21 protein-coding genes are annotated in these 21190 nt (G+C 57.0%); 9 read left to right on the top strand and 12 right to left on the bottom strand.

The genetic code is table 11. The features are described 5' to 3' along the window. The first annotated feature begins 22 nt into the window (after positions 1-22). The gene (uxaC, locus tag SJY13_RS06330) at positions 23-1387 is read left to right on the top strand and encodes a glucuronate isomerase (protein ID WP_377189052.1); all 1365 of its coding nucleotides are present in this window, start codon (positions 23-25) and stop codon (positions 1385-1387) included. Then, positions 1388-2584 (top strand): mannitol dehydrogenase family protein, encoded by a 1197-nt coding sequence (locus SJY13_RS06325; protein WP_377189049.1) that lies wholly within the window; start codon positions 1388-1390, stop codon positions 2582-2584. On the opposite strand, the gene SJY13_RS06320 is transcribed toward SJY13_RS06325, so the two are convergent. From SJY13_RS06320 to SJY13_RS06280, 9 genes are all read right to left on the bottom strand, one after another. Then, the gene (locus SJY13_RS06320) at positions 2571-3434 is read right to left on the bottom strand and encodes a sugar kinase (protein ID WP_377189046.1); all 864 of its coding nucleotides are present in this window, start codon (positions 3432-3434) and stop codon (positions 2571-2573) included. The genes SJY13_RS06325 and SJY13_RS06320 overlap by 14 nt on opposite strands. Then, positions 3431-4312 (bottom strand): DMT family transporter, encoded by an 882-nt coding sequence (locus SJY13_RS06315; protein ID WP_377189043.1) that lies wholly within the window; start codon positions 4310-4312, stop codon positions 3431-3433. Before SJY13_RS06315 ends, SJY13_RS06320 begins: the two co-directional genes overlap by 4 nt. A 3-nt stretch (positions 4313-4315) precedes the next feature. After that, complete coding sequence (locus SJY13_RS06310; RefSeq protein WP_377189040.1) at positions 4316-5218, bottom strand: NAD(P)-dependent oxidoreductase; 903 nt, start codon at positions 5216-5218, stop codon at positions 4316-4318. A 42-nt stretch (positions 5219-5260) separates the two neighbouring features. Next, positions 5261-6256: a Gfo/Idh/MocA family protein gene (locus tag SJY13_RS06305; RefSeq protein ID WP_377189037.1), complete on the bottom strand. Its 996-nt coding sequence runs from the start codon at positions 6254-6256 to the stop codon at positions 5261-5263. A gap of 24 nt (positions 6257-6280) precedes the next feature. After that, positions 6281-7231, bottom strand: a complete 951-nt coding sequence (locus tag SJY13_RS06300) for a phytanoyl-CoA dioxygenase family protein (RefSeq protein WP_377189034.1) — start codon at positions 7229-7231, stop codon at positions 6281-6283. Positions 7232-7241: 10 nt separating this feature from the next. Beyond that, positions 7242-8864 (bottom strand): TRAP transporter large permease, encoded by a 1623-nt coding sequence (locus tag SJY13_RS06295; RefSeq protein ID WP_377189031.1) that lies wholly within the window; start codon positions 8862-8864, stop codon positions 7242-7244. After that, positions 8864-9706 carry a TRAP transporter small permease subunit gene (locus tag SJY13_RS06290; protein WP_377189028.1) on the bottom strand — a complete coding sequence of 281 codons (843 nt, stop codon included), beginning with the start codon at positions 9704-9706 and terminating at the stop codon, positions 8864-8866. The genes SJY13_RS06295 and SJY13_RS06290 overlap by 1 nt, the downstream gene beginning before the upstream one ends. A 17-nt stretch (positions 9707-9723) precedes the next feature. Next, positions 9724-10110, bottom strand: coding sequence for a hypothetical protein (locus SJY13_RS06285; protein ID WP_377189025.1), 387 nt, complete (start codon positions 10108-10110; stop codon positions 9724-9726). 78 nt (positions 10111-10188) lie between these two features. Further along, positions 10189-11202, bottom strand: coding sequence for a TRAP transporter substrate-binding protein (locus SJY13_RS06280; protein WP_377189022.1), 1014 nt, complete (start codon positions 11200-11202; stop codon positions 10189-10191). A 195-nt stretch (positions 11203-11397) separates the two neighbouring features. Between SJY13_RS06280 and SJY13_RS06275 the strand changes: the two genes are divergently transcribed. Continuing rightward, positions 11398-12048, top strand: a complete 651-nt coding sequence (locus SJY13_RS06275; protein ID WP_085821881.1) for a GntR family transcriptional regulator — start codon at positions 11398-11400, stop codon at positions 12046-12048. Here the strand turns inward: SJY13_RS06275 and denD are convergent. Both denD and SJY13_RS06265 read right to left on the bottom strand, forming a co-directional pair. After that, positions 12045-13013, bottom strand: a complete 969-nt coding sequence (gene denD / locus SJY13_RS06270) for a D-erythronate dehydrogenase (protein ID WP_377189019.1) — start codon at positions 13011-13013, stop codon at positions 12045-12047. The two genes, SJY13_RS06275 and denD, sit on opposite strands and share 4 nt — an antisense overlap. Next, positions 13010-13894, bottom strand: coding sequence for an NAD(P)-dependent oxidoreductase (locus tag SJY13_RS06265; protein WP_377189016.1), 885 nt, complete (start codon positions 13892-13894; stop codon positions 13010-13012). Before SJY13_RS06265 ends, denD begins: the two co-directional genes overlap by 4 nt. Before the next feature lie 210 nt (positions 13895-14104). On the opposite strand from SJY13_RS06265, the gene SJY13_RS06260 reads away from it, so the two are divergent. From SJY13_RS06260 to SJY13_RS06250, 3 genes are all read left to right on the top strand, one after another. Then, on the top strand, positions 14105-15904 hold the full coding sequence (locus SJY13_RS06260; RefSeq protein WP_377189013.1) for an IlvD/Edd family dehydratase: 1800 nt from the start codon (positions 14105-14107) through the stop codon (positions 15902-15904). A gap of 63 nt (positions 15905-15967) precedes the next feature. Continuing rightward, the gene (locus SJY13_RS06255) at positions 15968-16891 is read left to right on the top strand and encodes a 2-hydroxyacid dehydrogenase (protein WP_377189010.1); all 924 of its coding nucleotides are present in this window, start codon (positions 15968-15970) and stop codon (positions 16889-16891) included. A 15-nt stretch (positions 16892-16906) separates the two neighbouring features. Beyond that, on the top strand, positions 16907-17497 hold the full coding sequence (locus tag SJY13_RS06250; RefSeq protein ID WP_377189007.1) for a LysE family translocator: 591 nt from the start codon (positions 16907-16909) through the stop codon (positions 17495-17497). 17 nt (positions 17498-17514) lie between these two features. On the opposite strand, the gene SJY13_RS06245 is transcribed toward SJY13_RS06250, so the two are convergent. After that, the gene (locus SJY13_RS06245; protein ID WP_377189004.1) at positions 17515-18282 is read right to left on the bottom strand and encodes an SDR family oxidoreductase; all 768 of its coding nucleotides are present in this window, start codon (positions 18280-18282) and stop codon (positions 17515-17517) included. Positions 18283-18352: 70 nt separating this feature from the next. On the opposite strand from SJY13_RS06245, the gene SJY13_RS06240 reads away from it, so the two are divergent. The 3 genes from SJY13_RS06240 to SJY13_RS06230 all read left to right on the top strand — a co-directional run bounded on the left by SJY13_RS06240 (position 18353) and on the right by SJY13_RS06230 (position 21110). Next, complete coding sequence (locus tag SJY13_RS06240; RefSeq protein ID WP_377189001.1) at positions 18353-19393, top strand: L-idonate 5-dehydrogenase; 1041 nt, start codon at positions 18353-18355, stop codon at positions 19391-19393. Positions 19394-19500: 107 nt separating this feature from the next. Then, a complete protein-coding gene (locus SJY13_RS06235; protein ID WP_085821875.1) occupies positions 19501-20016 on the top strand; it encodes a redoxin domain-containing protein in 516 nt (171 codons plus the stop codon). Further along, positions 20013-21110, top strand: a complete 1098-nt coding sequence (locus SJY13_RS06230; RefSeq protein WP_377188998.1) for a mandelate racemase/muconate lactonizing enzyme family protein — start codon at positions 20013-20015, stop codon at positions 21108-21110. Before SJY13_RS06235 ends, SJY13_RS06230 begins: the two co-directional genes overlap by 4 nt. Positions 21111-21190 lie beyond the last annotated feature (80 nt).

Here is a 21190-nt window from a genome sequence, read left to right as displayed (position 1 = left end):
AGAGACATATGAAAGAGGGTCAATGGCGGGACAATTATCGGATTTGGCTGACGGGCTTTACCAGGGCATCAAGGAACTGCCGATTGTTTCTCCGCATGGGCATTGCGACCCCGAATGGTTTGCCAGAGACGTGCCCTTTTCAAACCCGGCCGAGCTGTTGGTGGTGCCGGATCACTACGTGTTTCGGATGCTTTATTCGCAGGGTGTTCCCCTGCACGAGCTTGGCGTCGGACCTAAGGGGCACACTGCTGATCCGCGCCAGGTTTTCAGGTTATTCGCCCAGCATTGGGACCTGTTTCTGGGAACGCCCTCGCGTATCTGGATCAGCTACGTGTTGCGAGAAACGCTGAGGATAACACAGGATTTATCGCCTGAAACTGCGAATGCTATCTATGACCAGATCGCCGATTGCCTGACACAGGACGCGTTCCGTCCACGGGCTTTGTTCGACCAGTTCAACATCGAGGTACTGGCCACAACGGATTCCGCGCTGGATACGCTGTCGCATCACGCTGAGATCAGGGAAAGCGGCTGGAACGGGCGCGTTGTTCCGACCTTTCGCCCCGATGGTGTGTTGGACGGGGCCGATCCGAGTTTTGCAGCGAACCTCAAACAGCTTGGGGCTCTGACCGGGTGCGATACGGGCAACTACCAAGGATATCTTGAGGCTTTACGCCTGCGCCGCCAGTTTTTCATTCAGATGGGGGCAACTGCGACGGATCACGGCATCGAACTGGTCCATACAGAGTGGTTGGACGACCCAGACAAACTGTTTCAACGTCTGCGGCAACAGCAAGGAACGCCTGAAGACGCACAGCAATTCTATGGTCATATGCTGATCGAGATGGCGCAGATGTCGGTCGAGGACGGCCTGACCATGCAAATCCACGCTGGTAGCAAGCGCAATACAAATACAGCGGTGATGCAGGATTTCGGGCGCGACAAAGGCGCGGATATCCCCATCGCGATGGATTGGGTACGGGGCCTTGAGGCTCTGCTGAACCGGGTTGGTAACGAACCAGACTTGCGCATCATTCTGTTCACGCTGGACGAAGGAACATATGCGCGCGAACTGGCCCCGATGGCGGGGCACTGGCCGTGCCTCAGGATTGGTCCACCCTGGTGGTTCCACGACAGCCCCGCGGGGATAGCGCGTTACTTTGATCAGGTGGTTGAAACAGCAGGGTATTTTAACCTAGCGGGATTTAATGATGACACACGGGCCTTTTTGTCGATCCCGGCGCGTCACGATATGTGGCGCCGCGGGGTTGCGCTCCATTTGGCGCGACAAGTTGAAAAAGGCTATTTCGGGCGTGACAGCGCGGAACATCTGTCACAGTTGCTGACAACCGATCTGGCGCGTCAGGTTTACGGGTTGGAGGCATAGATGGGCCGTATCCTCCACTTTGGCTTGGGTAATTTCGCGCGTGCTCATTTGCTGGATTACACCGATCAGGCAGACGGTTGGGATGTGGTGGGTGTCAGCTTGCGTTCACCCGCAGTCCGGGACGGTTTGGCGAAACAGGGATTTGATTATGACCTGTGCGTGCACGGTGAAGGCGTGCGTCGAGTCACTGTTTTGCAGGACGTGCTGGTTGCGCCGGAAAACCCGATGGCGGTTCTTCGGGCTATAAAGGACGCCGATGTAATCTCGGCCACTGTCACCGAGAAAGGTTACCACCTGAAGCCGTCGGGGCAACTTGATGAACACGATCCCGCGATCATCGCGGATCTGAACGGGCGGAAGCCTTCGACCTTGATCGGCTTTTTGGCGCATGGGCTTGCGGAACGCACGCGGCCTGTAACGGTGCTGAGCTGCGATAATCGGGTTGAAAATGGCAGGGCGCTGCAAGCGGCCGTGTTTCGTTTTGCCCAGATCGCCGGGCTGAGCATCGAATGGGACATCGTGCGGGTCCCGAACGCGATGGTCGACCGGATTACCCCTGCGACCACGGACGCCGTGCGGGCAATCAGTGGTGATCCTATGGCTGTGCCGACCGAGGCGTTTTCAGAATGGGTGATCGAGGATAGTTTCGCCGGGCCCCGGCCGGATTGGCCTGGGGTCCAGATTGTTCACGATGTCGCCCCGCACGAGCTGCGCAAACTGCGCATGCTGAACGGTGCACATTCTTTGCTGGCCTATGCAGGATTGGCCCGCGGCCATACCTTTGTCCACGAGGCCATCCGGGATCAGGCTCTGCGCAATCTTGTAGGGCAGCTGATGGCCGACGCGGGTTCAACGCTGCCAAAGCAGGTTCAGGACCAGGTGCCGGGCTATGCCTCAGCTCTGATGGCGCGGTTCGAGAACCCGGATTTGCAGCATCGACTGGACCAGATAGCCATGGATGGCAGCCAAAAAGTGCCATACCGGTTCATCGAAACACTGCGGGAAACCGGATCAGAACCCGTCATTCAGGGCGTGCGGACCTGGATCGACTATTGCGTTTCGGAAACGGCGCAGGGACGGTCTTTGAACGATCCCAAATCAACCCAGATCGCCCAAGCCGCGCAGTGCGCAGATCCAACATCCGGGCTTTTGGCCCTTGTTGGGGCCGAGGACCTGGCACCGCTTATTCGGGAATAATTGCGCCCCGGTATTGCACCACGACCGAGGCCATCTGGTGCCCCGCCACAAGCGCCCGTTCCTGGGATCGCCCTGACAGCAGAGCGGCCAAGTACCCACCGTTGAAGCTGTCTCCGGCGGCGGTTGTATCGACGACATTGGCGACAGGGGCATAGGATTGCCGGACAGTCTGGCCGATCGAAAGGGGCCCTTTTTCGCCGCGTTTTAAAGCGCCGACAACAGTAGGATTGGCAAAGCGGTCGATCACCTGATCAGCGGTCTCACCGAACAAGGTCATCTCGTCATCGATTGAGGGCAAAGCGATATCTGCCCTTTGCCACAAAAGTGAGGTGACCAGCCGGGCGTGTTCAACGCTGTCCCAAAGTTTGGGTCTGTAGTTGCTGTCATAGATCAGTTTGACAGGGTTTGCCGCCAACCAATCCAGAAGTGCCAGCCTGACCGGATGCGGCAGGATCGCCACCGATATCCCCGACAAGTACAGCGCGTCATATTTGGTCAGAACGCGAAAATCGCAATCCGCGAACAGTTTCCGGGCTGCGGATTCACTGCGCCAATAGGTGAAACTGCGCTCACCAGCCTCTGACGTTGTGATGGCATAAAGGCCAGGCGAGGCGGCGGGGATCGTGCCAATGGCCGAGGTGCCGATGCCGTGATCAGAAATAAAGTCGAATATCCGCTGGGACATCGGATCGTCCCCGAGGCACGTGATGTAGTCAACCTCCAGATCCGGAGCCAGACGTTTGGCATAAATGGCGGTGTTCAGCGTGTCGCCCGCGACGCCAACTTGCGCGTCAGCCTGCGTGATCGACAATTCGATCATGGCCTCGCCGATGCAGGCAATACGCGTCATCTCTGTTCTCGTTTCCAAATGATCAGCCCGGCGCACATAATCAGCAAAGCTCCTGAAATGGTACCACCGTCGGGCACCGTGCCAAAGAACAGGTAACCCCAGAGGGCGACATAGATCAGGAAAGAGTAGGTGAACGGCATCAACTGATTTGCCGTACCGAACCTGTGCGCATTTGTCAGCAATTGGTGCCCGCCCCAGCCCAGAACGCCCAGCCCGATCAGCACGACCATGCCCCAGTTTGTGGCAGGCTGAATCCACGACCACACCGCAAAGGGCAGCAGAATAAATGTGCCCGTCAGGCCCAAGTAGAACTGCATGGTATCAACCGCAACTATACCGGACAGCTTTCGCGTCATGATCGAATACAAAGCCAACGCGGTTGCGTTGTAGATGATCAGCAACATGGTTGGGTGGAAAGCAGTTCCAAAGGGACGCACCACCACCAGAACGCCGACAAAACCCAGTATAATTGCGGCCCAACGCCAAGGTCCAACCCTTTCATTCAACACAAAAAAGGACAGAAAGCAGACGATCACCGGGCTGGAAAACATGATGGCCGACACCACAGTCAGCGGTAGGAACCGTAAGGCGTAAAAATTCAGAACAGTGGCCGAGATCAGCAGCATCGCCCGGCTGATCAATTGCCAGGGGTGATCTGTCTTGAATCGGTCCGCCTCCAGGCCACCTTTTGCGATCACACCAACCGAGATCACGAAGTGGCCAGCGTATCGCATGAACGCCAGCTGTGCCGCTGGCAGGCCGGCCACAGCCAGCCACTTAGCACCCAAGTCCACAACGGAAAACGCCAGCCAGGCCAGCAGCATCAATAAGATGCCCAGCCGTGGCAGGTCTGCCGTGGATTTGGCAGCGACAGCCATAGGTCAGCCTTTGAACCGTTTGGCGTAGTAGTCGACCATCTGGCTTACCATGTCGTCTGCCTGCCCACTATCGCGTGCGTCGCTTAGCGCAGCCAAGGTGCCTGTGGACATGACGCTGTTGACGCCACTTTCTTCGGCCATGCGCGCGTAATAGCCCAGATCCTTGGCGGCGTTCTTGATGGCAAACGCAAGCTGGTTGGGGTCATTGTCGACACCATAGGCTTTGACAAAATCCATCATCCCCGAATGCAGTGGGCCCGCTGCCATGACATCGTACAGCTGGTCGCGTGCGACCCCAGCCACATCCGCCATGGCAAACGCTTCGGCCATGGCATTGGCCACGGTCATTCCAAAGAAATTGTTGATCAGCTTGATCGTGTGTCCAGAACCTGACGCACCCAAGTAGAACACGTTTTCTCCAAGGTCCTTCAGCACCGGCTCTATCGCATCGAATGCCACCTTGTCACCGGCGGTCATGATGTTGAGCTGACCATCCAGCGCATGCGACGGGGTGCGCCCCAGCGGAGCATCCAGGTATTGCCCCTCGATTTCGGATACCTCAGTCGCAAGCTGTTTTGTGCTGCCGGGCAGAGAGGTGCCGAAATCGATAACTACCGCGCCTTTTCGCAATCCGGCAAGCACGCCGTCCGGTCCGCGCATGCGCCCCTCGACCTGTTCCGAGGTACCCATACATAGCATGACGATGTCGCTGGCAGCGGCAAGTTCGCGGGCAGTTGCAGCCTCGGTCGCGCCGCGCGCAATGGCGGCATCCAAATAGGTGCGATCCCGATTGCCCAACACGGTGACATTATAGCCGCGGTCCTGCAGGCGGTTGACCATCGCCCCCCCCATCATTCCCAAGCCGATAAATCCAATAGACGGTTTGCTCATCGGGTGTCCTTCCAAGTCTCGTTGATCGGTGTGAGGTCTTTATCAGGCCCCATAGTGTTACATTCGGCGATTTTTCTGAGCGGCCAGTTCCTGTTCGATCTTCATTGCAACGGCCAGGGTTTGCGCCGCGTCCGCGACGTCCGTCAAAGGGTCTGCACCCTCCATCACCGCAAGAAAATGGTCCAGTTGAGCATCGAGCGGTCGGCCCGGATTGCTGGTCAGCTCCAGCGGTATCTGCTGGGCGGGTATGCCCCAGTCTTCGCCGTGCCACAGGGTCATCGACGGAAAGCTGATCGCGCCCTTGGTGCCCGTGATCCACATCATGTCCTGCCCGGTGGTGCCGATGTTGGGGTTTTCGCCTATTCCCGCCTCGAACCCCCAGGGGCTGGGCGCTGTATCGGCAAAACTGATCGTCCCCGTGGCACCGCATTCAAACGCCAAAGCAACGGCACCGCTTTCCACCCGTGTGCTGCCTCGGACAGATGGGCCGCGCAATGCCGCAACATCTGAAATCTCACCGATCACAAATCGCAGCAGATCAATATCATGCACCAGGTTGATCATGACCGGACTACCGCCAGATGTGCGCCAGTTTTGGTCGAAATAGGCATTTGGTTTGCGCATCGCCCAAATCAGCGAAACGGTGATGACCTGTCCGATTCTCTCATCGGCCAGAACGGATTTCAGATGCTGAACTAAATTGTGATACCGGCGATGGTGACCCACCAGCGACGACACCTGCGCACTGGCCACCGCTTGGCCCAGCAGGTTTGCGTCTTCGATTGATCCTGCCACGGGTTTCTCGATCAGCATATGCCACCCGCGTTCGGCCGCCTGTATGCCATGCGCTGTGTGCAGATGTGTTGGTGTAGCGATGATCACACCGTCGACCGGGCAATCGACATCTTCCATCGCGTCAAAACGCGGGGCATCGGTGTTTATGGATCTGTCCGGATCAGCAAGCCCGACCAGAACGCAATCCGGATGCGCCTGCGCGGCGTGGACATGGCGGATACCGATCAGCCCGCCACCGACGACAAGAAGACGTTTCACATCATTCCTCCGAAATGTGGGCCTTCAGGCGCAATAGGGTGAATCCGAGCGCCACCGGTGAATGTCTATATGCGCCAGTCCCGCAAGGCGGGTACGGGCGGCTTCCCATTGGGCTTTGCAGGTGGTCCAATCCCGCAATACGATTTCTGGGTTGGTGCGGGATCGGGCCACGAACTCTGGGAAATGGCCTCGGCCCGTGGGTTGACCGGTTGCGCTGTAACGGATGTCAAATGACCAACGAAAGGCATCAGTGGTGTTGGTCAGCGAAGCATGCGGCGTAAGTGGATGAAACAACACAACCCCCCCGGCCGTTATCGGCAGCGGTACCGCGCTGTGTTCGTCGATGAATCCGTCTGCGATTCCGGTCTGGGTACGGGCGCAGTGGGGCAGGATATCCTGATCTGCTGTTTTCGGCAGCACTTGCAGACATCCGTTGTCTACGGTGGCGTCATTGACCGCGATCCAGACGGTGACCATCTCGGTTCGATCCGCTTCTTCCAGCGCAACGGCTCGGTCCTGATGCCAGTCGGTTGCAGTGATATGCGCACGGACCTCGTCCTGGGATAACTGCGTGGCCGGTGGTTTCAGGCGCACATGCTGTATCGGGTTGCTGGTCAATTCGGGGCCGATAATACATTCGACAACGTCCAAAAGAGGGTCTGCAGTCAGCATGTCAAACATGGCGGGGCCGATGTGAAACGGGGTGTCTGCCATGATCCGGTCACCGGGCAGCGAAATGTCCATCGGCTGAAAGTAATCGCAGCCAGCCTGATAAGCGGTCAGCAGCTTGCCCCAGAAATCCAGCAAGTCGGGGGGTGTTTCAACCAGACCTTGCGAATACCACCCGTCATATAGTCCGTCGAGCAGAGCGGAATACTCGTCTTTGACCGCCTTAAGGATGTCTGAGGGGATCACATCAGGCACGACAAGATATCCGTTGGTTTGGAACTGTAAGATTTGGTTCTGTGTCAGCATTGGATGGCTCCTACAGCAGCAATGCAATTATGCTTGGCCAGATCAGCAGGATCGACAGGGCCACCAACTGAATACCAATGAAGGGCAGGAAGCCCCGAAAAATGTCTGTCAGACTGATATGCGGCGGGGCCACGGATTTGAGATAAAATGCAGCCGGTCCAAACGGGGGCGACAGGAAACTGACCTGCATGTTCATGCAGAAAACTACGCCGAACCAGATGGCCACCTGGCTGGGTTCCAGCTGCCCGATGAGGCCAATCTCTTCGATGGGCAGGCGCAGGACGATGGGCAGGAAGACCGGGATGATCAGCAGTACGATACCGACCCAGTCCATGAACGCCCCCATGAACAGAAGGATCAGCATCATGACCAGAATGACCAGCATTGTCGGCAGCTCTTGCCCGACGATCAGATCGGCCACGTATTGCGGCCCTCCGGCGATAGTATACGCACCGGCCAGCGCCGCAGCCCCGATGGTGACCCAAATGATCGTGCCCGTGGATTTGAGCGTGCGCATGAGACTGTCCCACACCAGCTCGAACGAGCCTTCGCCACGCAGGAAGGCAATGACCAGAACGGCAAAGGCCCCCATGCCAGCGGCTTCGGTGATCCCGGTAATCCCACCATAGATCGATCCCAGAACAACGCCAATCACGACCAGCGGGGCAACAAGTCCTTTGCCCATGTCCCACCCGATCTTTGCGCGTTCTTTGCCAAAGACGAAAAAGATCAGAAGCAGCGCGACGATGGTAATCCCTGCAAACCAGGGCAGGTGATCAATTGTCCCAAGCCGGGCGGGTTCACCCTGACTTGCAGCGTTTGATCCAGACAGCTCAAAAAAGGCCGCGCGGATAAACAGCGTAGTCGAAAACCCGGCGACGACGATGCTTAGGAATGCACCAAACAGCTTGCGCTTTTCGACGGGCTCGGGATCGCTTGGGTCCGGTTCGGGCAAAGGGGCGTCGTCGGGGTTCAGCCGGGTACGGACCACGATGTAGAGGATGATCATCGACGCCAGCATGAAGCCAGGGATGAAGGACGCGGTGAACAGTGACTTGATCGAGGTTTCGGTGATCAGGCCGTAGATAATAAGAACAATCGACGGCGGGATCATCGTACCCAATGAGCCCGAGGCGCAGATCACCCCAATCGCCAGGTTCTGATTGTACCCAAGCCGCAGCATCTGGGGCAGGGCGATCAGCCCCAGCAGAACCACCTCACCCCCGATGATCCCGGACATGGCCGCCATGATCACCGCCATGATTGAGGTGACAATGGCGATCCCGCCCCGTGTGCGCGACAGCCAGATATTCAGAGAGGAATACATGTCCTTGGCGATACCGGACCGTTCCAGCAGGGATGCCATGAAAATGAACAACGGCACGGATATGAGGACGTAATCCGTTAAAAGCCCATATATTTTCTGTGCCAGAATATACAGCGGCCCGGTTCCTGGGCGTCCGGTCAGCATTCCGTCTCCGAAGGAAAACGGATTCAACAGAAGGGTCGGTTCGAACTTCAAAACCAGGACTAGAACCGCAAGCGACGCAGACGCCAGACCCAATGGCATCCCAATCGCCAAAAGCACGATCAGGGCGACCATCAGGATCAGTGAAATTGTTCCAATGTCCATCAGTCTTGTCCCACCGCTTTCTTGAGCATTTCTATCTCTTCATCATCCGGTTCGTCGGTGTGAACCTCGGGTTCTTTGTTCCAATCGGCGAACAGGTTAACGATGGCCTGCATGGCCACCAGTGTGATCACGATCAGCACCATTGGCTGCAGCGTCGCCGGAATGGGAGGGTTGAAGGCCGAGCCGTAAAGCTCCCATTTGTATAGCTTATTCACGAAGACCTGCTTGTAGCTTCCATAGACCAGAAAGAAGGCGAACATGACGATCAGAACAGTTGAAATTGTGTCAAAGACACGTTGCAGCCAGCGTGGCACTGAATCGTAGAGCAGGAAGATTCGGATGTGGCTGCGCTGTTGCATGGCGTAATAGCCAGACATCAGGAAGACGAAGCTGGCAAACCAAAGGGTCATCTCGTTGGCCCATTCGGTCGGCTTTTCCAGAATGTAGCGCATGAACACTTCGTACAGCATCACAATGGTCATGATCGCAATCATCATCATGGTGACGCGCCCGATGAACAGGGCAAAGCGATCAATGCCGCTGGAGCCGCCGTATTCCATGGCCGCCAGACGCACCGTGCGCGTGCCGACAACGGCAAGTATCGGCAACAGAACAAGCGCGATGATATCGATCATGTCGATATGCGCGCCGAATACTCCGGGCATGTTCGGGGTCACATCGCTGCGCAGGTAAATCTCTTCGACCTGACCTTTCAGAGACTCAGACGTATAGGGCAGCCAGTCCAGCAAAAACGCGGGCAAATGCCAGACCAGCCAACTGGCCGTTGCGACAAATGCCAAAGGCACCAGCCATTCTACCAACCCGCCTGTCGATCGTTGCATCGCTTATCCCTTCGCCGCTAGGCAGCTATCCGAAAGTGATCAATGAAATCCCGATCCGGCGTCACACCGATACCGGGGACCTTGGGGGCCTTGAACCGGCCAGTGTTGTCCTTAATCTGAAACGGATAGGTGTCGTCGATACCGCGTCGCACGGCTGTGCACAATTTGACGTCTGAATTTGGCTTCATCCCCAGTGTCTTAGGCTGGATCAAGGCCTGAACTTCGGCTTGATTTGCACACGCCAAGTTGCTGGGGTCAAAGCGCTCTCCCCATCCGGTTATGCCCTCGTCGGTCGGCAATTCAACCAGGTGGGCCGTACGTTGGCGGTAATACTGCTGCGAATATCCCGGCACCTCGGGCATGTCGTAGCGCAGAACGTGACTGATGACTTTGGTGATTTTCATGAAATCCACGAACCCGAGAGGAGCGCGGAAAGGTCACCGAGGCAGCCTTTCCAACAGGTGTTCTCAGCGAAGCGCCGATTAGTCCATCGCACCCAGGTTTCTCAGGAACGCGATGTGGCTGTCCAAAAGCGCCTTGGATTCAGGTGTGGTTGCAAAGTCTGTCCAACCAACCTGCACGGCGGCGCGGTACGCAGCCAGATCCTCGGGCGACCACTCATACAACTCGATGCCCTGCGCGCGCAGATCCTTGGCGGTTTGGGCGTTTTGCACTTCGTTGATGGTCGCATTGTGCAGCGCCAGGCTGTCCATGGCGACTTCGATGATCTTGCGATGATGCGCGGGCATGGAATCCCAGACATCCTTGCGGCAGGCAAGGTGGTCTGCTGGCATCGAATGGAAGCCCGGATAGTTGGTGTGCCCGGCGATTTCATACAGACCCAGACCCACATTGTTGGTCAGGTTCGCCGCGTCAGCACCATCAATGATGCCGGTTTCAAGCGCGGTGAAAATTTCGTTGAAATCCATCACGATTGGAGAAGCACCCAATTCGGCAAACACCTTGGTCGCCAGACCCGGAGGTGAGCGGAACTTCCAGTCTTTGAAATCGGCAGCCGTCTTGATCGGCTTGGTCGAAGCCAGAGATTCAGGGCCCGGAATCCACCAGCCAACGAATTCCATGTCATAGCCATTATAGAGCTCGTTCAGAGCATCCCGACCGCCGCCATGCAATAGCCACGCCATTTGCTGATAAGGGTTCTGGTATCCGCCCAGAAGATCGCCAGCGAATTGGAAGGCCGGGTTCTTACCGGTCTGATAACCACCTCCGGTCATGTCACAATCCAGAATACCGGTTGCGGCGGCGTCAAAGGTTTCGACCGACTTCACAACCGATGAGGAATAGAACATCTCAACTTCGATCTCGCCGTTCGACATCTCGGTGATGTCTTCGACAAATTTGGCCGCCATCTTACCCGACAGCTGTTCAGGCGAGAAATGGGTCTGAATGCGCAGTTTGGTTGTTTCGGCGGTAGCAAAGGTCGCCGCCATGGTGGTCGCTACGGCCACAGCGGCCGCTGTCGTCAATAACTTCATATTGTCCTCCCAGACGTTGAGCGTGGCATGCTGAAGGTCTTTTTGCCTCCTTGATAACGAACGCCGTTCGACGTTAGGACGGCGAATCGATTGCAACAAGCAAAATGTGAAATTTGAAAAAATTTCGAGATTATTGCATAAAATCGAAAATCGAGTTACGACCAGAGCAGACCAGAACCCGGGACACGTATACGAATGAGCAGCGAAGTTGATATCTACCAAGAGCTTAAAGCCAGGCTTGTATCAAACAGGTTCGAACACGGCGCAAAACTGAGGGCCGAGGATTTGCGCAAGGAATTTGGGTGCTCGGCCAGTACCGTGCGTGAAGTGCTGTTCCGCCTGTCTACGGTTGGTCTGGCTGATTTTCAGGAACAGCGCGGTTTTCGGGTTCCTATCCGTTCGTCTCAGAAACTGATCGAACTGACCCATTTGCGGATATTGCTGGAAGGCGAGGGGACGGTTTTGTCCATCCGCAATGGCGGCGTGGATTGGGAGGCCCGCCTGACCGCCGCGCATCACAAGCTGAGCCACATCGAAAAGCGCATCCATGCCAAGGATGACCCCAGCGATCTGGTCAGCATATGGTTTGCCTCGGAAAACGAGTTTCATCAGACGCTGATTTCGGCTTGCGGGTCAGAGACGCTAAAACAGATGCACGGGCGCATTTACGCACAGTTCCGGCAGCAATTGATGGTCGCAGACCGACGGTTCGAGTTCATTTCGGCAAATATCCAGCATCACGCAAGTATTCTGGATGCGGCTTTGTCCGGGGACGAAGACCTGACGCGTCAAAAAATCCACGACCATCTGGCGCGTCATCTGACCGGAAAGACGATGGGCGATTAACCGGTAAAATCGTCTTCCAGATAAGTCTTGATAATCTCTTCGAAACTGCCTTCGGCCTCAAATCCAAGGGCGCGGGCCCGTTCGGGAATAAAATCGCGCGGCCAGCCTGCAACGATGTTCCCGATGGTTGTGTCCGGTTCGGATTTGATCAGGTCAACTGCGGCTTGCCCGGCCACATTGCGCAGGGCCTCGATCTGCTCGGCAACGGTGCAACTGACACCCGGCATGTTCAGCGCATTGCGGCCCTGCAACTGATCCGTGTCCAACGCGGCCGCGTGAGTCAGAAATCGGGCAGCGGCGCGGGGGCTTGCGTGCCAGTGGCGCACCGTATCTGGAACCGGCAGAACGGCGTAATCCCCGTTCAGCGGCTCTCGGATAATGCCCGAGAAAAAGGACGACGCCGCCAGGTTTGCTTTTCCGGGGCGCACACACAAAGTGGGCAGGCGCAGCGAAAGCCCGTCGATAAACCCTTTGCGGCTGAAATCCGATATCATCAACTCTGACGCCGCTTTCTGAACCCCGTAACTGGTCAACGGAGCGCACAGGAAATCGTCTTCGATCCGATCCGGAAATGGTGCACCAAAAACCGCAATAGATGAGGCGAAGACCAACCGTGGCCGGTACTGCCCACCTGATGCCTCATGCTCGTGCCTGAGTGCGGACAGCAAGTCCCACATGGCCATCAGATTGACGTTCCAGCCCAGATCGAATTCAGCCTCAGCCTGACCCGAGACGATGGCGGCAAGGTGAAAGATCACGTCCGGGCGACTGGCAGCAAGCGATTTGATCATACCGGGTTGGGTCAGATCACCCGTTAAGGGGGTCACACCTGGTGCAGTGTCGGAAAACGCCCTGTCAAACAGCATCAGACGGTCCGCAGGGCCAAAGGTGTTTTCTGTCAGAATGCGTCGGGTCAGTTTCTGGCCCAGCATTCCGGCTGCGCCAATGATTAGAACCTGCGTCATGACAGGCCGTTCTGTTTCTTTAGTTCCTGATACAAGGCGGAATGATCCAGGTCAGCACCATCCATTTCGTTGACCAGATACGCGAACCGATCCCGAACGGCCTGGGTTGAGGGGAGCCTCAGGTTAAACGCAGCTGCCTCGGCCAGCGTGTTGTCCAGATCCTTGAGTTGGAACTTTGACAAACCGCCGGGCTCAAAATCACCTTCGGACATCCTTGCGCCGTGCTGCTGCAAGATCACACTGTCGGCAAACCCACCTTTCAGGGCTGCACGCAGGGCATCCGGGTCCGCACCGCCTTTCTCGGCCAGCAAGGTTGCTTCGGCCACGGCCGAGATCGTGACGGCCACGATGGTCTGATTGGCCAGTTTGCACAGCTGTCCCGCGCCTGACGGGCCGACATGAACCGGACGCCCCATGGTCGAAAGCAGAGGTGTCACCTGATCGAAGGTGGTTTTTTCACCGCCGACCATGATCGCCAGCGACCCCGCCTCTGCGCCCTTGGTGCCGCCCGAGACCGGCGCGTCCAGATGTGCCACACCCAATGTGTGCAAAAGGGCAGATTGTTCGCGGGCATGTTCCGGCTTAGCGCTGGACATATCGATCCAAACCATTCCGGGCGACAGTGCCTGGCGAAATTCAGGATCGGACAACAGGGCCTCGGTTGCATACCCGTCTGACAGCATCGTGATCAGGACACTCGCGCCCGCAACGGCCTTGGCAGCTGTTGGGGCGGTTTTGGCGCCGCGGTCTACCAGCGGTATTACCTTGTCCGTACTGCGGTTCCAGACGGTCAGATCGATCCCACCGGTTAAGAAGTTTTGGGCCATGGGCGCACCCATCAGGCCGGTTCCTATCAACGTCACGCGGCTGTTTTGGGGCATGCTGGCAAGTCCTTTCAAAGAGATGTTGCGATGGATTAGTGCGTTCGAAGCCGAGCGTTCCGCAAACTCAGGTTTGTTTCAATTAATGTGGCATTAGACGATTGGCGAGCAAAATCACGAAAATAATTAAATTTTCGAGATTGACGCCCCGGCCGCAGAAAGCGAGGTTGGCAGCGCCACAGCAAATCATCGATGGGGGCTGGTCAGGCCATGGCTCAGAAAATTACGAAGGACCAATTGCGGTCGCGCAAATGGTTTATGAACTCCGACAATCTGGAAATGACGGCATTGTACCTTGAAAGGTATCTGAACTATGGCCTCACCCGGGAAGAGCTGCAATCCGGCAAGCCGATCATCGGAATCGCGCAAACCGGCAGTGATCTGAGCCCTTGCAATCGGCACCATATCGAGCTGTCCAAACGTGTTCGCGATGGCATCATCGCGGCCGGGGGGACATGCATCGAAATACCTGTACATCCGATTCAGGAAACCGGTAAGCGCCCCACGGCCTCGCTGGATCGCAACCTGGCTTACCTGTCGCTGGTCGAAAGCTTGTTCGGGTATCCGCTGGATGGGGTGGTTCTGAACATCGGGTGCGACAAGACCACGCCCGCGCTTTTGATGGCAGCGGCAACGGTGAACATCCCTGCGATTGCGCTGTCCGTGGGCCCCATGCTGAACGGCTGGTGGAAGGGTGAAAGGGCCGGATCGGGCACCGTGATCTGGCAGGCGCGCGAAGACTTGGCCGCCGATAAGATCGATACGGATGAATTCATGGAGATCGCAGCCGCTGCGGCTCCGTCAGTGGGCTATTGCAACACGATGGGCACGGCCACCACGATGAATTCCCTTGCTGAAGCCTTGGGTATGCAACTGCCCGGCTGTGCCGCCATTCCCGCCCCGTATCGTGAGCGGGGACAGATTAGCTATGAAACAGGGAAACGCATTGTTGACATGGTTTGGGAAGACCTGCGCCCAAGCGACGTGATGACGCGCGACGCGTTTGAGAACGCGATTGTGATCAACTCGGCGATTGGCGGGTCGACCAACGCGCCGATCCACCTGAACGCCATTGCCCGGCATCTGGGCGTTGCGGTGGACAATGATGACTGGCAGGCGCTGGGGCACGATGTTCCCTTGCTGGTCAACATGCAACCCGCAGGAAAATACCTAGGTGAGGATTACCAGCAATCCGGTGGCGTGCCCGCCGTGGTAGGAGAGTTGATGGAGGCAGGTCTGCTGCCGAACCCAAACGCCATAACGGTAAACGGGCAGTCCATCGGCCAAAACTGCGTGAACCGACGATCCCTGAATGCGGATGTGATCACACCGGTGAGCGATCCGGTCAAGCAGCAGGCTGGGTTCCTAAACTTGTCAGGGAACCTGTTCGAAAGCGCGATCATGAAGACATCCGTGATTTCGCCCGCTTTCCGTGCCGCCTATCTGTCGAACCCGAATGATCCAAATGCGTTTGAAGGCAGGGCGGTTGTTTTCGACGGCCCCGAGGATTTTCACCACAGGATTGACGATCCGTCCGAAGAGATCGACGAAAACTGCATCCTGATCATGCGGGGCGCGGGCCCCAAAGGATATCCGGGGGCGGCTGAAGTGGTGAATATGCGCCCGCCTTCATATCTGATCAAAAACGGCGTCGAGGCGTTGCCCTGTATCGGCGATGGGCGGCAATCGGGCACGTCCGGCAGCCCGTCGATCCTGAACGCGTCACCCGAGGCGGCGGATGGCGGAGGATTGGCGCTGGTGCAAACCGGAGATCGCCTGCGCATTGATCTAGGAAAAGGCTCTGCGAACATGTTGGTGCCGCTGGACGAACTGAATGAACGAGCCCGTGCGCTTGAGGCTGCAGGGGGGTATGGCATTCCCGCCAATCAATCCCCCTGGCAAGAGATTTTCCGTGAAAAGGTCGACCGGCTGGATCGCGGCATGACCTTGAAAGGGGCGGATGCGTATCGTGATATCGCGCGCAAACACGTGCCCCGCGACAATCACTGAAGGATTTGGGGATGGTTTTGGTTCACAAAAGGGGCGGATGGTGCCCCCAGGCAGGCGGTCACAATGGCTGATCTTCTGCAAATCGGCGGTATCACAGAGGCGATGCGTACTCGTTTGTCGGATGCGTTCAATATTCACCGGCGTGATGCGTTTGATGCGGACGCCATCACCCATATCGTCACCAACGGCCATGACGGGGTGCCTGCTGACCTGATGGCCTCCTTGCCAAATCTAAAGGTGATCAGCGTGTATGGCGTGGGGTACGATGCCGTTGATGCAAATGCTGCAGCCAGCCGGGGTGTGGTAGTGACCCATACGCCGGACGTCTTGAACCAAGAAGTGGCGACTACGGCTGTTCTGCTGCTGTTGTCCTGTTACCGCGAGTTGGTGCGCGATGACGCCTTTGTTCGGGCGGGACACTGGGAAAGCAATGGCAACGCACCTTTGACCCGGTCGGCAGACGAACAGAAAGTTGGTATTTTGGGGCTGGGGCGTATCGGGCAGGCTATTGCCCGCAAGCTGGGCCCGTGGAACCCCGAGATTTCCTATCACACCCGCAGCAAAAAAGACGTGCCCTACAAGTATTTCGACAATTTGATCGCGATGGCGCACCATGTGGATGTCCTGATCTGTATCACACCGGGAGGTTCATCAACCGACAAGCTGGTCAATGAAGAGGTGATTGAAGCTCTGGGTCCTCGCGGAACATTGATCAATGTCAGCCGCGGATCGGTTGTGGATGAGCCTGCGCTTATCGCTGCCCTGCAGGGCGGCATGCTTGGATGGGCAGGGCTGGACGTTTTCCGCGACGAGCCACGCGTGCCTCAGGCCCTGCGTGACTTGTCCAATGTGGTGCTGTTACCGCATGCGGGCAGCGCCACGGTCGAAACACGGGCGGCGATGGGTAACCTGACCGTCGATAACCTGTTGCAGCACCTCAACGATGGCACTGTTCTGACGCCCGTCCCTGAGTGCAAAGACCTGTGATGGCGCAGTGCTGCAATGATTGAATTTATTATTGCAGTCTTTTTCCTTTTGATCACGCCGGGGCCGGGGGTTTTGACGACTGCAGGGATCGGCGCGGCCTTCGGCTATCGTGCCGGATTCGGCTTTGTGGGTGGGCTGATGTTGGGCGGCTTCATCAACATGATGTTGGTTGTGAGTGGGATCGCCGCGCTTGTGCTGGCGGTACCGGCGCTTCGATCCATGTTGTTCCTTGCCTCGGTTGGCTACCTGACGTACCTCGCGTGGCGTATCGCCAGTACGGGATCGAAGATCGGGTTTTCCGCCGCTGAAAAGCCGCTTGGTTTTTTCAACGGGCTGACGTTGCAGTTTATCAACCCCAAGGCCTATGTGGTTGGTACCGCGTTGTTTTCCGGTTTTGCCTTTCTGCCCGAGGCCCCGTTTTGGGAAGTCGTGATAAAGTTGTTTTTTTTCAACATTATCTGGTTACCAGTTCACCTGATATGGCTCAGCGCGGGCGCTCGGTTGGGCAGTCTGAATCTTAACCGAGCAACACAGCGAAACATCAATGTCGGGATGGCAGCATCCCTGATGATCGTGGTTGGCGTGGCCGTGGTGTCGAGCCTATGATCGGCGCTGACCCGACATTACAGCGATGCGGTTATGCCACCGTCCACATACAGCGTATGGCCGTTCACAAAACTGGATGCTGCAGACGACAGGAAGATCGCCGCGCCCACCAGCTCATCTACGTTGCCCCAGCGGCCCGCCGGGGTGCGTTTTGCCAGCCAGGCGCTGAATTCGGGGTCGGCAACCAGCGCCGCATTCAGTGGGGTGTCGAAGTAACCGGGCGCGATTGCGTTGCAGTTCAGCCCGTATTTGGCCCAATCCGTCGCCATACCTTTGGTCAGATTCGCCACCGCGCCCTTGGTGGCGGTGTAGGGCGCGATCCCGGGCCGGGCCAAAGCCGTCTGTACCGACGCGATATTGATGATCTTGCCCGCTCCCCGATCGATCATGTGGCGTGCAACGGCCTGACCTACATGAAAGACCGAGGCGATATTGGTCTGCAAAAGACGCTCAAAAGCGTCGGCGGGAAAATCCTGCAGCTCGGTCCTGTGCTGCATTCCGGCATTGTTGATCAGGATATCAATCGCACCGGCCGCACCTTCAAAGCTGTCCACTGCCGTCCGAACACCGTCATGATCCGTGACGTCAAAAGCCAGCTCGTGAACCGTTGCTTTGTCGGCCCGCAGCTCGGTTGCGGCGGCGCTGATTTTGGCGGGGTCTCGGCCGTTCACAACGATCTCGGCGCCTGCACCGGCCATACCTTTGGCCAACGCGAAACCAATACCTTGGCTGGAGCCCGTGATCAGAACCCGCCGCCCGGTCAGGTCAAACATTTGAAGAGCCATCTTGAAAAACCCCTTGGTGGATGGCCCCGACTATCCGTATCTTTTGCCGCACTGTATAGAGGATAAAGACATGACAGCCGCCAATGCCTGTGTTGTTGTCCACGCTGCGCGGGACTTGCGGTTGGAAACGCGTGAAACGCCAGGCCCCGGATCCGGCGACGTGCTGATCGAGATGAAAGCGGGGGGCATCTGCGGATCGGACTTGCACTATTATACCCACGGAGGATTCGGAGCGATCCGCCTGCGCGAACCCATGGTTCTGGGGCACGAGGTGGCAGGAACGGTTGCCGGGCTGGGGGAAGGGGTCACAGAATTACAAGTTGGACAATTGGTGGCTGTGTCCCCATCCCGGCCCTGTCAATCCTGCGAATACTGCTTGAACGGGCAGCAAAACCATTGCCTCAACATGCAGTTCTACGGCAGCGCGATGCCTTTTCCTCATATTCAGGGTGCGTTTCAGCAAAAGCTGATTGCAAAGGCAAACCAGTGTATTCCGGCTGATGGGCTGACGGCGGCGCAAGCTGCGATGGCCGAACCTTTGGCCGTATGCCTTCACGCCATTCGACAAGCCGGTAGCCTCGTTGGAAAGACCGTTCTTGTCACCGGCTGCGGTCCGATCGGATGCCTTGTGATCCTTGCCGCCCGCCGTGCAGGCGCAGCCCGCATCATTGCGACGGATTTGTCGGATTTTACGCTTGGGCTGGCCCAGACCTGCGGCGCGGATGACGTCATCAATATCCAAATTGATCCTGATGCTCTGGCGCAGTTTCAAGACGGAAAAGGCAAGATTGACGTGCATTTGGAGTGCTCGGGGGCCCCACAGGCGCTGGCTTCTGGTGTTGATGGTTTGCGCCCCGGTGGCCTCGTGATCCAGCTTGGTCTGGGCGGAGATATGCAGGTCCCGATGCAGAAAATCACGGCAAAAGAGATCACTCTGCGCGGCTCATTCCGATTTCACGCCGAGTTCAGGACAGCAGTGCAAATGATGCAGGCCGGGTTGTTGGATGTGGATCAGCTTGTGTCCCACAGCTTTGATGTGTCGGAAGCTGTAAAGGCGTTTGAAATGGCCTCGGATCGGTCTTGTGCGATGAAAGTTCAGTTGGTGTTTTAGCCGTATGCGGGTTGGTCACTACGTGCCAGAAATAAAGGCTAGACGCAGTTGGATACCGTGGATTGACATGGGCCCGGAGGCCGAGAAATCTAAGAATAGGAGACCGCATGAAACACTCAAAACCCAATGTTGGCGAACGCGTTGAGCCAACACGTTTCTTACATGTGGATGGCGGTATCTGCGAAATCGGCCAGCCAAAACAGCGCTGGTCCGTATTGTTTGTCTATCGTGGTCGACACTGCCCGCGGTGTAAACGGTATCTGAACAAGCTGAACGATCAGCTGTCAGACTGGACTGCGAAAATGGATGTGATCGTCCTGTCCGCCGACACCAAAGACAAAGCCGTGGCTGATCGAGAAGAGTTCGAGTGGCGTTTTGATCTGTGTTACGGGTTGACGGTGCCTCAGATGCGGGACCTTGGCCTTTACGTGTCTGACCCTTTGTCCAAAGCCGAGACTGATCAGCCTTTTGCAGAACCGGGCATGTTTGCGATGCGCCCGGACGGAAGCTTGATGCTGGCTGATATTTCAAACGGTCCGGCGGCCCGTCCCGATCTGGATGAACTTTTGGACGGGATGATCTTCAACATCGACAATGATCGTCCCGTACGCGGCACAACATGAGCAAGATACACTCGGTTCAGGCCCAACTGTTCAACGTGCCTCTGGCCGAAGTGCTGGTGGACGCCAAACATGGTGACCACACCTTTTTCCAACTGATCACCGTCACGGTGCGCACAGAAGAAGGCGTGGAAGGCGTGGGGTACACTTATACCGGCGGCAAGGGCGGTCATGCGGTGCTGGCGATGATCCAGCACGATCTGATGCCCTTTTTGATCGGCAAGGACAGCAATCAGATTGAGGTTTTGTACGATGCCATGCTGTGGCATGTGCACTACGTTGCTCGGGGTGGCATCGCTTCTTTTGCGATCTCGGCTGTGGACATCGCACTGTGGGACATTCGCGGGAAACAAAGCGGTCAGCCTTTGTGGAAAATGGCCGGGGGTGTGTCAGATCGTTGTAAGGCCTATGCCGGGGGAATTGACCTGAACTTCCCTCTGGAAAAACTACTGGCGCAAACCGAAGGCTATCTGCAGCGCGGATTTAACGGTGTTAAAATCAAGGTGGGTCAGCCAGAGTTGTCCGAGGACCTGAGGCGCGCAGCGGCGGTGCGCGACTTGCTTGGCCAGGATAGGTTTTTTATGGTCGACGCCAATTATTCAATGTCCGTCGATCAGGCGGTTTCGGCGGCGCGTGGGTTCTCAGAGCTCGACATCTTGTGGTTCGAAGAACCCATCATTCCCGATGACTACAAGGGGTATGGTCGTATTGCGGCGGAAACCGGTGTGCCCTTGGCGATGGGGGAAAACCTGCACACGATCCATGAGTTCGAGTATGCGTTTGCAGATGCCAGTCTGAGTTTCATTCAACCCGACGCGTCCAACTGTGGTGGCATCACGGGGTGGTTGCAGGTGGCCGCACTCAGCGCCCAACACAGTATTCCGGTGTGCAGCCATGGCATGCAGGAGCTGCATGTCAGCCTGGTGTCCGCGCAACCAAATCCGGGCTGGCTGGAAGTTCATTCGTTTCCGATAGACCAATACACACAGCGTCCGCTGGTTGTTGAGGATTGCCAGGCCGTGGCCCCCGATACTCCGGGAACAGGGGTGGTTTTTGATTGGGATATGCTGAACGCTGAACACAAAGACACGCCCTGATCGCCTGCGTTTGTTGGATTAGTTGTTGCGACAGGGGATGAAACACGGGCAGTTTGGTTTGGGACACGAGGGCAGCAATC

This window comes from Ruegeria meonggei, from assembly GCF_042768335.1.
Lineage (GTDB): Bacteria > Pseudomonadota > Alphaproteobacteria > Rhodobacterales > Rhodobacteraceae > Ruegeria > Ruegeria meonggei.
This window is presented reverse-complemented; position numbering and strand designations above follow the sequence as displayed.

What these genes read in the sequence shown, in the direction of transcription:
- uxaC (WP_377189052.1), top strand. Translation starts at nt 23, where the DNA reads ATGGCGGGACAATTATCGGATTTGGCTGACGGGCTTTACCAGGGCATC.
- SJY13_RS06325 (WP_377189049.1), top strand. Translation starts at nt 1,388, where the DNA reads ATGGGCCGTATCCTCCACTTTGGCTTGGGTAATTTCGCGCGTGCTCAT.
- SJY13_RS06320 (WP_377189046.1), bottom strand. Translation starts at nt 3,434, where the DNA reads ATGACGCGTATTGCCTGCATCGGCGAGGCCATGATCGAATTGTCGATC.
- SJY13_RS06315 (WP_377189043.1), bottom strand. Translation starts at nt 4,312, where the DNA reads ATGGCTGTCGCTGCCAAATCCACGGCAGACCTGCCACGGCTGGGCATC.
- SJY13_RS06300 (WP_377189034.1), bottom strand. Translation starts at nt 7,231, where the DNA reads ATGCTGACACAGAACCAAATCTTACAGTTCCAAACCAACGGATATCTT.
- SJY13_RS06295 (WP_377189031.1), bottom strand. Translation starts at nt 8,864, where the DNA reads ATGGACATTGGAACAATTTCACTGATCCTGATGGTCGCCCTGATCGTG.
- SJY13_RS06290 (WP_377189028.1), bottom strand. Translation starts at nt 9,706, where the DNA reads ATGCAACGATCGACAGGCGGGTTGGTAGAATGGCTGGTGCCTTTGGCA.
- SJY13_RS06285 (WP_377189025.1), bottom strand. Translation starts at nt 10,110, where the DNA reads ATGAAAATCACCAAAGTCATCAGTCACGTTCTGCGCTACGACATGCCC.
- SJY13_RS06280 (WP_377189022.1), bottom strand. Translation starts at nt 11,202, where the DNA reads ATGAAGTTATTGACGACAGCGGCCGCTGTGGCCGTAGCGACCACCATG.
- SJY13_RS06275 (WP_085821881.1), top strand. Translation starts at nt 11,398, where the DNA reads ATGAGCAGCGAAGTTGATATCTACCAAGAGCTTAAAGCCAGGCTTGTA.
- denD (WP_377189019.1), bottom strand. Translation starts at nt 13,013, where the DNA reads ATGACGCAGGTTCTAATCATTGGCGCAGCCGGAATGCTGGGCCAGAAA.
- SJY13_RS06265 (WP_377189016.1), bottom strand. Translation starts at nt 13,894, where the DNA reads ATGCCCCAAAACAGCCGCGTGACGTTGATAGGAACCGGCCTGATGGGT.
- SJY13_RS06260 (WP_377189013.1), top strand. Translation starts at nt 14,105, where the DNA reads ATGGCTCAGAAAATTACGAAGGACCAATTGCGGTCGCGCAAATGGTTT.
- SJY13_RS06255 (WP_377189010.1), top strand. Translation starts at nt 15,968, where the DNA reads ATGGCTGATCTTCTGCAAATCGGCGGTATCACAGAGGCGATGCGTACT.
- SJY13_RS06250 (WP_377189007.1), top strand. Translation starts at nt 16,907, where the DNA reads ATGATTGAATTTATTATTGCAGTCTTTTTCCTTTTGATCACGCCGGGG.
- SJY13_RS06245 (WP_377189004.1), bottom strand. Translation starts at nt 18,282, where the DNA reads ATGGCTCTTCAAATGTTTGACCTGACCGGGCGGCGGGTTCTGATCACG.
- SJY13_RS06240 (WP_377189001.1), top strand. Translation starts at nt 18,353, where the DNA reads ATGACAGCCGCCAATGCCTGTGTTGTTGTCCACGCTGCGCGGGACTTG.
- SJY13_RS06235 (WP_085821875.1), top strand. Translation starts at nt 19,501, where the DNA reads ATGAAACACTCAAAACCCAATGTTGGCGAACGCGTTGAGCCAACACGT.
- SJY13_RS06230 (WP_377188998.1), top strand. Translation starts at nt 20,013, where the DNA reads ATGAGCAAGATACACTCGGTTCAGGCCCAACTGTTCAACGTGCCTCTG.